The organism is Micromonospora sp. NPDC048999 (assembly GCF_040649295.1).
Taxonomy (GTDB): Bacteria; Actinomycetota; Actinomycetes; order Mycobacteriales; family Micromonosporaceae; genus Micromonospora.
The window spans coordinates 41,441-54,740 of the sequence record NZ_JBEZFI010000003.1 but is presented as its reverse complement, the minus strand read 5'-3'; the positions used below and the strand labels follow the sequence as shown (position 1 = coordinate 54,740).

The window sequence follows — 13,300 nt, the reverse complement described above, 5'->3', positions numbered from 1 at the left end:
GCGGGCGGGTCAGGCCGGGCGCTTGGCCAGCTCGACGAAGGCGTGCCAGGCGGCCGGGGTGAAGGCGAGGGTGCCGCCGTCGCGATCCTTGCTGTCCCGGACCAGGATCCGGCCGGGCAGGTTGTCGGCCACCTCGACGCAGTCACCGCCGTTGTTGCTGCTGCGGGTGGCGGTGCGCCAGCGGGCGTTGGTCAGCTCCATGTCGTCGCCACTTCCCTGATCAGCTCAATCGACCGGCCCGTCCGGTGTGCCATAGGCCGTCGGCCGGGATCACCCGAACCTGGACCGTGCTCCTGCTCGGCCACCGCCGCCAGGTGGGCAAGCTGGCCGGCCATCACCGCCCGGTCGCCGACCACCCGGCGCAGCACCATCTCATCAATCACCGCGATGAGCTGGGGCGGGGCCTCGGCGGTCAGGATCGCCTGCCGCTGGAGGCGGCTGGCCACGGTCGCGTATGAGCGGCACCCTAGCGACGCTCCGTGTCGATGTCCGCACCGAACCGGCGTGTTGCGCCTGGATCTCTTCGCGGCATCTCGCACGGCCGCCGGGTGCCCGGCAAAGGCCCTGGACCTGTCCTCTCGATGGCTCGCGCCTCGGGGCCTACGCCGGGCCGGGACCGGATGTCTCTCGTCTCCCTACAGACCTGATGTCGTAAACGACTCAGCGCCGATCGCCGCAGATCGCTCGCTCATCCGAACGACCGACCATGATCAACGCGATGCGCGGCAACCTGTGGTCTCCGCCGGGCCGAAGACCACGACTTGCCGCATCTTGCGCACCGGTCAGGCCGCCAAGCACCCAGGCAGGCGGGCCGGGCGGGCCGGGCGACCATGATCAACGCGGTGTACGGCAACCTGTGGTCTTCCCGACGCCGAACAGCACAACTTGCCGCATCTCGCGCCCGGCCCACTCGCCAAGCGAGCCAAGCGAGCCAAGCGAGCCAAGCAGGCCAGGCAAGCCGGGCAGCGCGGAGGGGCCGGGCGCCGCGGTCCGGGTTGATCAAGGAGTTTGCGGGCGATATCGCAAGCGAGTCAGCTCCAAAGGGCCCGAACCAGCACAGCCACCCTCGGCGGGGCTTCTGCGGAATCCGTTGCAGATGCAAATGCCGCCCGCTGAATCCGTTGCCCCAAGTGGTCAGGGCTTGCGTTATCGGCACCGACTGTGGCATAACCGTGGGCAGAGCGGCCGGTGTAACCCCTGACCGGCCCGAGACCCGATGGGGCTGACATGGCCAACGCAACCGACCACCTCTGGATGCACTTCACCCGGATGGCCAGCTACTCCGACGGCGAGGTGCCGACGATTGTGCGCGGCGAGGGCGCATACGTCTGGGACTCGCAGGGCCGCCGCTACCTGGACGGACTCGCCGGGCTCTTCGTCGTCAACGCCGGCCACGGCCGGACCGAACTCGCCGAGGCGGCCGCGAAGCAGTCCGCCGAGCTGGCCTACTTCCCGCTGTGGTCGTACGCCCACCCGAAGGCCGTCGAGCTGGCCGAGAAGGTCGCCTCCCTGGCCCCCGGCGACCTGAACCGGGTCTTCTTCACCACCGGCGGCTCGGAGGCCGTCGAGGCGGCGTGGAAGCTGGCCCGCGCCTACTTCAAGCGCACCGGCCAGCCGAACAAGCACAAGGTGGTCAGCCGCTACATCGCCTACCACGGCACCTCGATGGGCGCCCTGTCGATCACCGGCCTGCCCGGCATCAAGTCCGACTTCGAGCCGCTGGTGCCGGGAGGCATCAAGGTGCCGAACACCAACTTCTACCGGGCCCCCGAGCACGGCGACGACGCCGAGGCGTTCGGCCGCTGGGCCGCCGAGGAGATCGGCCGCGCCATCGAGCGGGAGGGGCCGGACACCGTCGCCGCGGTCTTCCTGGAGCCGGTGCAGAACTCCGGTGGCTGCTTCCCGCCGCCGCCCGGTTACTTCGAGCGGGTCCGCCAGATCTGCGACGCGTACGACGTGCTGCTCGTCTCCGACGAGGTGATCTGCTCGTGGGGCCGGCTCGGCGAGTACTTCGGCGCCACCCGGTACGGCTACCAGCCCGACATCATCACCACCGCCAAGGGCATCACCTCCGGCTACGCCCCGCTCGGCGCGATGATCGCCAGCGAGCGGCTGATGGAGCCGTTCCTCACCGAGACCGGCATGTTCGCCCACGGCGTGACCTTCGGCGGCCACCCGGTCTCCTGCGCGGTGGCCCTGGCCAACCTGGAGGTCTTCGCCCGCGAGGACCTGGTCGGGCACGTCCGGGCCAACGAGGGCGCGTTCCGGGCCACCCTGGAGAAGCTCAACGACCTGCCGATCGTCGGCGACGTCCGGGGCGACGGCTACTTCTACGGCATCGAGCTGGTCAAGGACAAGACGACCCGGGAGACCTTCGACGAGGCCGAGTCGGAGCGGCTGCTGCGCGGCTACCTCTCCACCGCGCTCTTCCAGGCCGGGCTCTACTGCCGCGCCGACGACCGGGGCGACCCCGTGGTGCAGCTCGCCCCGCCGCTGATCGCCGACCAGCAGCAGTTCGACGAGATCGAGCAGATCCTGCGCGCCGTGCTGACCGAGGCATGGGCTCGGCTCTGAGCGGCAGCTCAGCGCCGGACGGGGCCAGGAGTCGCGACGGCGAGCCCCGGCCCGGAAGCACCGACGGCGTCGCGGACGTCGGCGGCACCGACCGGACCCGGGTACGCCGGCTGCCCGACCTCGCCGTCCACGACCGGGCGGCCCTGCACGCCGTCCTCGACGCCGGCCGGGTCGCCCATCTCGCCATCGCCGACGGTGCCCAGCCGTACGCGCTGCCCGTCGCTTATGCCCGGGACGGGGAGCGGGTGCTGGTGCACGGCTCCACCGGCAGCCGCCTCTTCCGGCACCTCGCCGCCGGCGCCCCGGCCTGCCTCACCGTCACCCTGCTCGACGGGCTCGTGCTGGCCCGCAGTGCGTTCGAGTCCTCGATGAACTACCGGTGCGCCATGGTGCTCGGGATGCTCACCGTGCTACACCGTGACGAGAAGCTGACCGCCCTGGAACGGCTCTCCGAGCACCTGTTGCCCGGCCGCTGGGCGCAGATCCGGCCGCCCTCGGTCAAGGAAATGGCCGCCACCCTCGTCCTCGCCCTGCCGCTGGACGAGTGCTCGGTGAAAATCAGCGTTGGCCCGCCCGACGACCCCGACGACGACCTCGACCGGCCGGTCTGGGCCGGGGTGGTCCCGATCGTCGAGACGTACGGCACTCCGCAGCCCGATCCGCGGCTGCGCCACGACCTGCCCCCACCGGAGTGGTGATGCACTACCAGGACCTGTCGTACTGGCTGTCCAGCGTCGACGAGCCGCTGATCCCGCGCCCCGGGCTGCCGGGCGACACCGACGCGGACGTGGTGATCGTCGGCGCCGGCTACACCGGCCTGTGGACGGCGTACTACCTGGCGGTGGCCGACCCGTCGCTGCGGATCGTCGTACTGGAGAAGGAGATCGCCGGATACGGCGCGTCCGGCCGCAACGGCGGCTGGTGCTCGGCGCTGCTCCCCACCTCGCTGCCCGCGCTGGCCCGCCGGCACGGCCGGGACCGGGCGTTGGACATGCAGCGGGCCATGCACGAGACGGTCCGCGAGGTCGGCCGGGTGGTCGCCGCCGAGGGGATCGACTGCGACTGGCGGGCCGGCGGGACGGTGGTGCTGGCCCGCAGCGACGTTCAACTCGGCCGGGCCCGGGCCGCCGTGGCCGAGGCCCGGGAGTACGGCCTGGCCGACGAGGATCTGGTGCTGCTGGACGCCGCCGAGGCCGCCGCCCGTTGCCACGCCGAGGGGGTACGCGGCGGCACGTACACCCCGCACTGCGCCGCGGTGCACCCGGCGAAGCTGGTTCGCGGCCTCGCCGAGGCGGTGGAACGCCGGGGCGTACGGATCTTCGAGCGGACCCCGGTGACAGTCGTGCGCTCCGGCGCCGCGGTGACCCCCGCCGGGGTGGTCCGCGCCCCGGTGGTGGTTCGGGCGACCGAGGGTTTCACCCCCGCCCTGCCGGGACAGCGCCGCGCCGTCGCGCCGGTCTACTCGCTCATGGTCGCCACCGAGCCGCTGCCCGAGGCGAGCTGGGCGGAGATCGGGCTGGCCGAGCGGGAGACGTTCTCCGACTACCGGCACGTCATCATCTACGGCCAGCGCACCGCCGACGGCCGGCTCGCCTTCGGCGGCCGGGGTGCGCCCTACCACTTCGGCTCCCGGGTCCGTCCCGACTACGACCGGGAACCCCGGGTGTTCGCCGCGCTGCGGCGGGTGCTCGGTGAACTGTTCCCGGTGCTCGGGCCGGAGGTGTCGACGAGCCACACCTGGGGCGGGCCGCTCGGCGTGGCCCGAGACTGGACTGCCTCGGTGGGGCTGGACCGGACCACCGGTCTCGGCTGGGCCGGTGGCTACGTCGGCGACGGCGTCGGCAGCAGCAACCTGGCCGGACGTACGCTGGCCGACCTGATCCGGGGAGTGCCGAGCGACCTGACCGCCCTCCCCTGGGTCAACCACCGCTCACCCCGGTGGGAGCCCGAACCGCTGCGCTGGCTGGCCGTGAACGCCGGTCTGCGGATCATGTTCTCCGCCGACGAGGCCGAGCGGCGCACCGGCCGTCCCTCCCGCCGCGCCGCCGCGTTCTCCCGCCTCCTCGGCCACTGACCCAGGGTCAGTGGTTGGGGGGGATGACGCGAAGGTGGCCCCGGCGGCCGGTCTGCTGAGGGTGGTGCTGGGGGCTGGCCTGGTCGTCCTCCGGCGGGCGCGGTGGTGCCGGCCGGGCTGCCTCGCGGACCGCCTCGGCCAGGGCCACCAGGTCGTCCGTGCTGGGCGGCGGTGGCTCGAACTCACCCTCGTGCCGGACCACGTCCCAGCCGCGCGGCGCGGTCAGGCTGCGGGCGTGCGGCTCGCAGAGGTCGTACGTGTGCGGCTCGGCGAAGGCCGCCAGCGGCCCCACCACCGCGGTGGACTCGTTGTAGACATAGGTCAATGTGGCGACCGCTTGCCGGGGGCAGCCGTTACGGGAGCAGCGCCGTGTTGACCTCACGTGCGGCAGGGTATCTCCATTACCGGGTTCGGCGCACCGCTTCGCGTTGCGACACGCCCATCTTGGTGATCACAATTCGTCCGATCGGGTCACCGGCACGCCGCACCAGTGACGCAACGGGTGTGGGCCGGGTGACGAGGGCTACCCTGTGCGTCATGACGAGCCCGGAACACCGCCGCCCCGGCTCCCGCCGGCGCACCCACCGCGACCGCCACGGGCGGGGGCTGCGGGGGCGGTTGGTGCCGGCCACCGTACCGCTGGCCCGGACCAAGGCCGAGATCTTCGACGACCTGGTGCTGGACACGGTCGAGACGCTCGAACGCCGCTTCGCCAAGGAACTGGCGGGCGTCGAGTTCGCCGTCGAAGACGTCCCGCCGGATTTGAACGTGTACGACTCGGACGTGCTGGAGGACGGCGAGGTGCCGCTCGCCCGGCTGCTGCCGGGGCGCCCGGGCCGGCAGGAGGTGCCGCCGCGGATCGTGCTCTACCGGCGGCCGCTGGAGTTTCGTGCCATGGACCGCGAGGACCTCGCGGATCTTGTCCATGACGTGATCATCGAGCAGGTGGCGAACCTGCTCGGGGTCGATCCCGACGAGCTGGCCTGAGCCGGTCACCGGTCCAACCCCGTCGGCCCCGGGCCCGGGCGGCCCCCACCGCCCCGGCCCGGTACGCGTCAGGCGGCAACCCGCCGCTTCAGCTTGCGCCGCTCCCGTTCGGAGAGTCCACCCCAGATTCCGAACCGCTCGTCGTGCCCGAGGGCGTATTCCAGGCACTCCGTCTTGACTTCGCACCGCGAGCAGATCCGCTTCGCCTCGCGGGTCGAGCCGCCCTTCTCGGGAAAGAACGCCTCCGGGTCGGTCTGCGAGCAGAGCGCCCGCTCCTGCCATTCCGGCGCGTTTCCGAGCAGGTCGGCCACCTCAAGCTGGCCGTCCATCTGTTGCCTCCTTGTCGCGCACCGGCGTCATCGCCGCTGCAACCCCCCACGCGAAAGGCGTGCTTGTCCGTCCGGTCACCATTTGTTGCGTTCCGAGCGAACAACCCCATTCAAATTACACGCGTGTAATACGTGCGCCGTCAAGCCGAACTTGATAATGGAGTCGCCCTCCCGACAGATACCGGGCGGCCATCCGCACCGCCCGGCCCTCGCAACCTGCCCTACCGATTCAGACCCCAAACGGGTAACGCCCTCACCGGCGAGTTGCCCGACATTTCTGCCGTGGCGCACCCGGCTCGGACCCCGCCGTCGACATCGTTGTCGGGGTGAATCAGGTGGCTGGAAAGGGTTTGCCGCTACGCCCCGGCGTGCCCGTACGCGGTGGTCCGCTTGCGGGCCGGTCGGCCCGCCGCGGTCGCGATCGCCCGCAGCTGCTCCTCGGTCCGGGCCGAGCCGTTGCCCGAGCCGGCCATCCGGGAGATGGTCTCCTCCATCAGGGTGCCGCCCAGGTCGTTGCAGCCACCCTGGAGCATCGCCACGGTGCCCTCGTCGCCGAGCTTGACCCAGGAACACTGGATGTTGGCGATCCGGCCGTGCAGCAGCAGCCGGGCCATCGCGTGCACCGCCCGGTTCTCCCGCCAGGTCGGCCCGGGCCGGGCGATGCCGGCGAGATAGATCGGCGCGTTGGTGTGCACGAACGGCAGGGCCACGAACTCGGTGAAGCCGCCGGTGCGGTCCTGCACACCCGCCAGCACCCGGAAGTGGGCGAGCCAGTGGCCGGGGTGGTCGACGTGGCCGTACATCATCGTGGAGCTGGACCGGATGCCCAGCTCGTGGGCCGTGGTCACCACCTCGACCCAGGCGGCGGCCGGCAGCTTGCCCTTGGTGAGCACCCAGCGGACCTCGTCGTCGAGGATCTCCGCGGCGGTGCCCGGGATGGTATCCAGACCGGCGTCGCGGAGCTGGAGCAGCCACTCCTTCACCGGCACCCCGGCCTTGGCCGCCGCGGTGACGATCTCCATCGGCGAGAAGGCGTGCACGTGCATCCCCGGCACCCGGGCCTTGATCGCCCGCACGATGTCGGCGTAGCCGGTGACCGGCAGCTTCGGGTCGATGCCGCCCTGGAGGCAGACCTCGCTCGCCCCGGCCGCCCAGGCCTCCTCGGCCCGGTCGGCGACCTGCCCCACCGAGAGCCGGTACGCGTCGGAGTCGCTCTCCCGCTGGGCGAAGGCGCAGAACCGGCAGCCGACGTAGCAGACGTTACTGAAGTTGATGTTGCGGTTGACCACATAGGTGACGTCGTCGCCGACCGCATCCCGGCGCACGTCATCGGCGATCCGGCACAGCTCGTCCAACGCCGGGCCGCCGGCGGCGAACAGCGCCAGCGCCGCGTCGGTGTGCCGGGGCGCCAGCAGCGCCGCCGGGTCGTCCGCGGCCAGCCGCAGGCCCGCCCGCAGGTCCGAGTCGGTCGCCCCGCTCGTCGGGACGCTGACCTTTCCGGCCACCTCGGACCAGTCACCGTAGACGCTGTCGAAGTCGCCACGCCGGTCCCCGGTCCGGCCGGTCGTATCGATGCTGGCGTGCAGGTCGGTGCGCCCGCCGAAGACCTCCTCCGGCTCCTGCCAGGGGCGGCCGACCGGGCGGGCTTCTTCGACCGCGAGCCCGGTCTCCGGGTCGGCGAGGGCGGTGACGTGCGGCAGCAGGCGCGGATCCAGCCACGGGTCGCCCGCCCGGACGTACTCGGGGTAGATGGTCAGCCGCTCGCGCAGGGTGAAACCGGCCCGCGCGGTGTGCCGGGCCAGCTCGTCGAGCTGCGGCCAGGGGCGCTCCGGGTTGACGTGATCAGGGGTGACCGGCGAGACGCCGCCCCAGTCGTCGATGCCGGCGCGCAGCAGCAGGTCGTACTCGCCCTCGATGAGGTTCGGCGGGGCCTGGATCCGGGCCTTCAGGCCGAGCAGCACCCGGGCCACCGCCACCGTGGCGGCGAGGTCGTGCAGCTCCGCGTCCGGCATGCCCCGCATCGCGGTGTCCGGCTTGGCGCGGAAGTTCTGCACGATCACCTCCTGGAGGTGGCCGTACTCCCGCATGCTGCGCCGGATCGCGAAGAGCGCGTCGGCGCGTTCGGCCAGGGTCTCCCCGATGCCGATCAGGATCCCGGTGGTGAACGGCACCCCGACCCGGCCGGCGTCGTCGAGCACCCGCAGCCGGACGGCCGGCTCCTTGTCCGGCGAGCCGTGGTGCGGGCCGCCCGGCTCCGACCAGAGCCGGGTCGCCGTGGTCTCCAACATCATGCCCATGCTCGGCGCGACCGGCTTGAGCCGTTGCAGCTCCGACCAGGACAGCACGCCCGGGTTGAGGTGCGGCAGCAGGCCGGTTTCCTCCAGCACCGACACCGCGCAGGCCCGCAGATAGTCGAGAGTGGAGTCGTAGCCACGCTCGTCCAGCCACCGGCGGGCCGCCGGCCAGCGCTCCTCCGGCCGGTCGCCGAGGGTGAACAGCGCCTCCTTGCAGCCCTGCGCGGCGCCCTCCCGGGCGATCGCGAGCACCTCGTCCCGCTCCAGGTAGGCGGCCGGGAGCCGGTGCGGCACGGTGGCGAAGGTGCAGTAGTGGCAGCGGTCCCGGCAGAGCCGGGTCAGCGGGATGAAGACCTTCTTCGAGAAGGTGACCACTCCCGGGCGGCCGGCCTCCCGCAGCCCGGCGTCGCGCAACTCGCCGGCGATTCGGAGCAGCTCGTCGAGCGCGTCGCCGCGCGCGGCCAGCAGGGCGCTCGCCTCGTCGACGTCGAGCGCCCGGCCGGTTTCGGCCCGGCGCAGGGCCCGCCGCACACTCGCCTCGGTCGGCACGGACTCGCTGCGATCAACCATTCCTCCAGACTATGCGCTGCCCGGCCCGCCTCCATCAGGGACGCCGCGGGCGGCCGGACCCGGTGTCGTAGGCGCAGATGCGAAAGGAGTGGCCCTCCCCCGGACGACGGTGGGAAGGCCACTCTTTCGGTGCAGGTGCCGCGTTTCAGATCGAGCGGTCAGCGCGGGTGGTTCGGGTCGTCCCGGTCCAGCCGCTGGGTACGGTCGCTGTCCTCCGTGGCCGGCTGGACGGGCTCGATCGACTGGCGCGGAATGACCTGTGTCGGGTCCGCCGACGGCGGCTGACCGAAGGGCGGCACCGGCTGCGTGGCGTCGAACGAGGGCGCGGGCTGCGGCGTACCGAACGGCGGCGCGGACTGCGGAGCGCCGAAGGGCGGCCCGGACTGTGGGGCGTGCGGCGGGGCGGTGTTGAACGGCGGTGCCACCGGCGGTTGGCCGTACTGGCCGGGGGCCGGGTACCCGCCCGGCTGGCCGGGCATGGGATAGCCGCCCGGCTGCTGCGGCCAGCCCGGCTGGGCCTGCCCGTACACACCGGGCTGCGGCTTCGGCTTCGGGACGTAGTAGAGGGTGCGCCAGATCCGGTACACGGCGAACGCGGCGATCCCGAAGATCGCCAACCAGGCCGCCCGCTCCAGCATGCCGAGGAACGCGGCCAGCATCTCGACCTCGGCGAGCCGGCCGACCAGCCAGATCAGGAAGCTCAGCCCACCGAACAGGGCGGCGAAGGCGTACTCGCCGAGGGCCACCTCGGTGACCAGCTTCGCCCTGGACAGCGTCGGGCGCACGTGGGTGGCGAGCAGCACGGCCAGCAACGGCAGCGCGGTCGACCCGACGCCGACGAAGATGCCGAAGCTGCTGCCCGCCCGGCCGGCGAAGCTGTAGCTACCCATCGGCACCAGCAGGCGTAGCAGGCCGACGAAGAGCAGCACGGCGTTCGCGCCGAGCAGCACGAGCGCGGCCAGTTCGCGCAATGGCTTGGTCACCTGGCTGGCCTGCGTGGCGTCGCCGGACACGGGCTCGGCGGGGCTGGTCACGGACTCCCCCTCGGGGACGAAAGCGGACAGTTGCACACGGGAGCCTAGTCTGCCCGGCCACCGGCCGACCGGCAGCGGCGCATGCGACAGGATGGACACCATGCGCATCGTGGTTCTGACCGGCGGAATCGGCGGGGCCCGGTTCCTGCTCGGCGTCCGGGCGTACGCCCGGGAGGTGGGGGCCGAGGTGACCGCCGTGGTCAACGTCGGCGACGATCTGCTGCTGCACGGGCTCCGGGTGTGCCCGGACCTGGACAGCGTGATGTACACGCTGGGCGGCGGCGCCGACCCGGAGCGGGGCTGGGGGCGGGTGGGTGAGACCTGGACGGTCAAGTCCGAACTGGCCGCGTACGGCGCCGAGCCCACCTGGTTCGGCCTGGGCGACAAGGACCTCGCCACGCACCTGGTCCGGACGACCATGCTCAACGCCGGCTACCCGCTGTCCCAGGTGACCGAGGCGCTCGCCACCCGGTGGCAGCCCGGCGTACGCCTGCTGCCGGCCACCGACGACCGCCTGGAGACGCACGTGGTGGTGAGCGGGAGCCCCGCAGCCGCCAGCAGCGCCGGCGCAGCCGACCTGGACGGCGGCCAGCGGGCGATCCACTTCCAGGAGTGGTGGGTGCGGCACCGGGCGGACCTTCCGACGCACCGGTTCGTCTTCGTCGGCGCGGAGACGGCGAAGCCGGCGCCCGGCGTGCTGGAGGCGATCGGCTCGGCCGACGTGGTGCTGGTCGCGCCGAGCAACCCCGTGGTGAGCATCGCCCCGATCCTGGCCGTGCCGGGGCTGCGGGACGCGGTCGCCGACGGGCGGGCCCCGGTGGTCGGCGTGTCGCCGATCATCGGCGGCGCCCCGGTGCGCGGCATGGCCGACCGTTGCCTCGCCGTGCTCGGTGTGGAGTGCAGCGCGGCCGGGGTGGGCGGCCTCTACGGCGGCCGGTCGGCCGGCGGCCTGCTCGACGGCTGGCTGGTCGCTCCGGAGGACTCCGGGACGCTGGTGCCGGCGGTGACCGTGCGGTCGGCGCCGCTGCGAATGATCGACGAGGCGGCGACGGCCACGATGGTCCGAGCCGCGTTGGAGCTGGTGTGAAGCTGGAAATCCTGCCGGTGCTGGGCATCGGCGACGTGACCGAGGGCGACGACCTGGCCGCGATGATCGCCACCGCGGCGCCGTGGCTGCGCGACGGCGACGTGCTGGTGGTGACCAGCAAGATCGTGTCGAAGGCGGAGGGCCGGCTGGTCGACGTGCCGGCCGACGGGCCCGAGCGGCTGGCCGCCCGGGACGACGTGCTCGCCGCGGAAACCGCCCGGGTGGTAGCCGCCCGCGGGACGACCCGGATCGTGCAGACCCACCACGGCTTCGTGATGGCCTCCGCCGGCATCGACGCCTCGAACGTGGACAAGACCCGACTGGTGCTGCTGCCGAAGGATCCGGATGCGTCCGCCCGGGCGCTACGGGCGGCGCTGCGTGACCAGTATCACCTTGATGTCGCGGTCATCATCAGCGACACCATGGGCCGGCCGTGGCGCAACGGGCTCACCGACGTGGCGCTCGGGGTGGCCGGAATGCCGGCGATCCGCGACCACCGGGGTGAGATCGACCCGTACGGCAACGAGCTCCAGCTCACCCAGATGGCGGTGGTGGACGAGCTGGCCGGCGCCGCCGAGCTGATCAAGGGCAAGTGCGACCAGGTGCCGGTCGCGGTCGTCCGCGGCTACCTGGGTGTGGCACGGCCCGCCGACGACGGGGGCGCCCGGGTGTTGATCCGGGACGCCGCGCTGGATCTGTTCTCGCTGGGCACCGCCGAGGCGAGGGCGGCCGGGCTGCGGCAGGCCGCCGTCCTCGCCGACGGCGTGGGACCGACGCCGGCCGACCCGGCCGCGGTGGACCGGGCGATCGCCGCGGTCGCCGGGGTGGTCGCGCCCGGCACGGTCTTCACCCACGTGACCGACGACGAGGTACGCGCCGGCCTGGTCGCCACCGTGCCCGGCTGGCCCGAACAGGCCGGCGGGCTCGTCCTGGGGGCCCCGCCGACCCCGGTCGACCCGGCGGACCTGGTGCGCTTCGGTGCCGACCTGCAACGCCTGCGGACCGCGCTGGCCGCCGAGGGCGTCTCCTCGGCGCTGCTTCCGCCGCCGGCCGGCAGCACCGCCAGCGCCGCCCTGGCCGTCTGACCTCCGCTGCCGCGCCCAGGGAGTCAGGCGTCGAGGACGGCGCGGCCGAGCGGGGTGAGGGTGTGCAGCACGGTGTTGCGGTCCCGGTGGCTCACCAGCAGGCCGGCGTTGCGCAGCACCGTGGTGTGCTGACTGGCCGCGGCGGCCGAGATGTGGAGCCGGCGGGCCACCTCCCCGGTGGTGCAGCCGTCGTCGGCGGCTTCCAGGACGGCGGCGCGGGTACGGCCGAGCAGAGCGGCGAGCGCCTCCCGGGTGCCGTCCGGGTTCCGCCCACCGCCGGCCTGCCGGGCGAGGCCGCCGAGCCGGTCGACCGGATATACCAGCACCGGGGGCAACGTCGGGTCGAGGAGCGCGACCGGGGTCCGCGCGCAGAAGAACGACGGGACCAGCAGCAGGCCCCGGCCGCCCAGGTGCAGTTCCCGGCTGTCCGGGTAGTCCAGCACCTCGAGCACCCCGTCCGCCCACCGCATGCTGGGCCGCAGACTCGCCAGCAGGCCCTCCGGCCCGCCGTCGAGCATCGCCCGCGCCCGCCGCGCCCGGTCGGCCTCCACCGCGGCCTGGATCCGCGACCAGTATGGGGTGACAGCGAGCGAGTGGTAGTGCGCCATCGAGTCGGTGAGGTGGTGGAGCACCTCGGGCTCCCCCCGGGCCAGCGCGGCGGCCGGGGCGGGCAGCGGATTCTCCTCCGCGAGCCGGGTCAGGTCCCGGTGCAGCATGTCGACGGGCGTACCGCGGACCGCCTCCAGCCCCGCCTGGAAGCCCTCCTTGCTGGCGTACGGGGTGAGGAAGTCGGGGAAGTAGCCGCGCGGGGGATTGAGTGCGAGCAGCAGGCGGAACCGCTCGGCGGCACTGTCCATCCGCAGGGTGCGGGCCGTGGCGCGGCGCCATTCGGTCAGCAGCGGCTCATGCCTGCGGCCCTGGAGCAGGTGCAGGCTGAGGATCAGCTCCCAGACCGGATCCGCAGCGGGGGCCACCCTGGTCCGCAGGATGTCCTCACTCGTGAAAATGATCTTCAGCATGGCGCGCTCCCGGGGCGGGCCGCGGGAACGCCCGCCACCGATGGCACTGTACCCGGCGGCGTTTATCTCCATCTTTAAGCGTGGGCTGAAAGACCTCGACGGCGAGCGGGGCGTTCGGCAAGACTTCCTCTTGCCGGTAGGGGCCAGGTGTCAGCACCCCGGCCCGAGGCGACCGGCGTTCCGGGGGGAACGGGCGGCCGGACAGCGCCAACGAGGGTCCGCGGCACTCGCCGTGGAGGTGCCATCC

12 protein-coding genes and 1 pseudogene are annotated in these 13,300 nt (G+C 72.9%); 6 read left to right on the top strand and 7 right to left on the bottom strand.

The genetic code is table 11. The features are described 5' to 3' along the window. Window positions 1-9: 9 nt before the first annotated feature. Complete coding sequence (locus tag AB0C02_RS06720) at window positions 10-201, bottom strand: DUF397 domain-containing protein (RefSeq protein WP_357541931.1); 192 nt, start codon at window positions 199-201, stop codon at window positions 10-12. Between the two features lie 95 nt (window positions 202-296). Continuing rightward, window positions 297-446: pseudogene (locus AB0C02_RS06715) on the bottom strand (Scr1 family TA system antitoxin-like transcriptional regulator); the annotation flags it as partial. A 781-nt stretch (window positions 447-1,227) separates the two neighbouring features. Between AB0C02_RS06715 and AB0C02_RS06710 the strand changes: the two are divergent. Genes AB0C02_RS06710 through AB0C02_RS06700 form a run of 3 tightly spaced genes read left to right on the top strand, consistent with a single transcriptional unit; the run spans window position 1,228 to window position 4,648 of the window. Further along, a complete protein-coding gene (locus AB0C02_RS06710) occupies window positions 1,228-2,574 on the top strand; it encodes an aspartate aminotransferase family protein (RefSeq protein ID WP_357541929.1) in 1,347 nt (448 codons plus the stop codon). After that, window positions 2,559-3,272 (top strand): pyridoxamine 5'-phosphate oxidase family protein, encoded by a 714-nt coding sequence (locus AB0C02_RS06705; protein ID WP_357541927.1) that lies wholly within the window; start codon window positions 2,559-2,561, stop codon window positions 3,270-3,272. The genes AB0C02_RS06710 and AB0C02_RS06705 overlap by 16 nt, the downstream gene beginning before the upstream one ends. Continuing rightward, the gene (locus AB0C02_RS06700; RefSeq protein WP_357541925.1) at window positions 3,272-4,648 is read left to right on the top strand and encodes an FAD-dependent oxidoreductase; all 1,377 of its coding nucleotides are present in this window, start codon (window positions 3,272-3,274) and stop codon (window positions 4,646-4,648) included. The genes AB0C02_RS06705 and AB0C02_RS06700 overlap by 1 nt, the downstream gene beginning before the upstream one ends. A 7-nt stretch (window positions 4,649-4,655) precedes the next feature. Here the strand turns inward: AB0C02_RS06700 and AB0C02_RS06695 are convergent, their stop codons facing one another. Then, window positions 4,656-5,030 (bottom strand): DUF3499 domain-containing protein, encoded by a 375-nt coding sequence (locus AB0C02_RS06695; RefSeq protein ID WP_357541923.1) that lies wholly within the window; start codon window positions 5,028-5,030, stop codon window positions 4,656-4,658. 155 nt (window positions 5,031-5,185) lie between these two features. Between AB0C02_RS06695 and AB0C02_RS06690 the strand changes: the two genes are divergently transcribed. Next, on the top strand, window positions 5,186-5,635 hold the full coding sequence (locus AB0C02_RS06690; protein WP_357541921.1) for a metallopeptidase family protein: 450 nt from the start codon (window positions 5,186-5,188) through the stop codon (window positions 5,633-5,635). Between the two features lie 68 nt (window positions 5,636-5,703). On the opposite strand, the gene AB0C02_RS06685 is transcribed toward AB0C02_RS06690, so the two are convergent. The 3 genes from AB0C02_RS06685 to AB0C02_RS06675 all read right to left on the bottom strand — a co-directional run bounded on the left by AB0C02_RS06685 (window position 5,704) and on the right by AB0C02_RS06675 (window position 9,862). Then, complete coding sequence (locus AB0C02_RS06685; RefSeq protein WP_013284161.1) at window positions 5,704-5,964, bottom strand: WhiB family transcriptional regulator; 261 nt, start codon at window positions 5,962-5,964, stop codon at window positions 5,704-5,706. 356 nt (window positions 5,965-6,320) lie between these two features. Beyond that, complete coding sequence (locus tag AB0C02_RS06680; protein ID WP_357541919.1) at window positions 6,321-8,828, bottom strand: bifunctional FO biosynthesis protein CofGH; 2,508 nt, start codon at window positions 8,826-8,828, stop codon at window positions 6,321-6,323. Window positions 8,829-8,986: 158 nt separating this feature from the next. Further along, the gene (locus AB0C02_RS06675; protein ID WP_357542364.1) at window positions 8,987-9,862 is read right to left on the bottom strand and encodes a hypothetical protein; all 876 of its coding nucleotides are present in this window, start codon (window positions 9,860-9,862) and stop codon (window positions 8,987-8,989) included. Window positions 9,863-9,962: 100 nt separating this feature from the next. Here AB0C02_RS06675 and cofD point away from each other — a divergent pair, with 100 nt between their 5' ends. Both cofD and AB0C02_RS06665 read left to right on the top strand, forming a co-directional pair. Continuing rightward, window positions 9,963-10,949, top strand: coding sequence for a 2-phospho-L-lactate transferase (gene cofD / locus AB0C02_RS06670; protein WP_357541917.1), 987 nt, complete (start codon window positions 9,963-9,965; stop codon window positions 10,947-10,949). Then, window positions 10,946-12,034 carry a coenzyme F420-0:L-glutamate ligase gene (locus AB0C02_RS06665; RefSeq protein ID WP_357541915.1) on the top strand — a complete coding sequence of 363 codons (1,089 nt, stop codon included), beginning with the start codon at window positions 10,946-10,948 and terminating at the stop codon, window positions 12,032-12,034. Before cofD ends, AB0C02_RS06665 begins: the two co-directional genes overlap by 4 nt. A gap of 23 nt (window positions 12,035-12,057) precedes the next feature. On the opposite strand, the gene AB0C02_RS06660 is transcribed toward AB0C02_RS06665, so the two are convergent. Next, window positions 12,058-13,053, bottom strand: coding sequence for a winged helix-turn-helix domain-containing protein (locus AB0C02_RS06660; RefSeq protein WP_357541913.1), 996 nt, complete (start codon window positions 13,051-13,053; stop codon window positions 12,058-12,060). Window positions 13,054-13,300 lie beyond the last annotated feature (247 nt).

Coding starts and splice junctions, on each gene's coding strand:
- AB0C02_RS06705 (WP_357541927.1), top strand. CDS start 2,559: ATGGGCTCGGCTCTGAGCGGCAGCTCAGCGCCGGACGGGGCCAGGAGT.
- AB0C02_RS06700 (WP_357541925.1), top strand. CDS start 3,272: ATGCACTACCAGGACCTGTCGTACTGGCTGTCCAGCGTCGACGAGCCG.
- cofD (WP_357541917.1), top strand. CDS start 9,963: ATGCGCATCGTGGTTCTGACCGGCGGAATCGGCGGGGCCCGGTTCCTG.
- AB0C02_RS06710 (WP_357541929.1), top strand. CDS start 1,228: ATGGCCAACGCAACCGACCACCTCTGGATGCACTTCACCCGGATGGCC.
- AB0C02_RS06685 (WP_013284161.1), bottom strand. CDS start 5,964: ATGGACGGCCAGCTTGAGGTGGCCGACCTGCTCGGAAACGCGCCGGAA.
- AB0C02_RS06680 (WP_357541919.1), bottom strand. CDS start 8,828: ATGGTTGATCGCAGCGAGTCCGTGCCGACCGAGGCGAGTGTGCGGCGG.
- AB0C02_RS06720 (WP_357541931.1), bottom strand. CDS start 201: ATGGAGCTGACCAACGCCCGCTGGCGCACCGCCACCCGCAGCAGCAAC.
- AB0C02_RS06690 (WP_357541921.1), top strand. CDS start 5,186: ATGACGAGCCCGGAACACCGCCGCCCCGGCTCCCGCCGGCGCACCCAC.
- AB0C02_RS06660 (WP_357541913.1), bottom strand. CDS start 13,053: ATGCTGAAGATCATTTTCACGAGTGAGGACATCCTGCGGACCAGGGTG.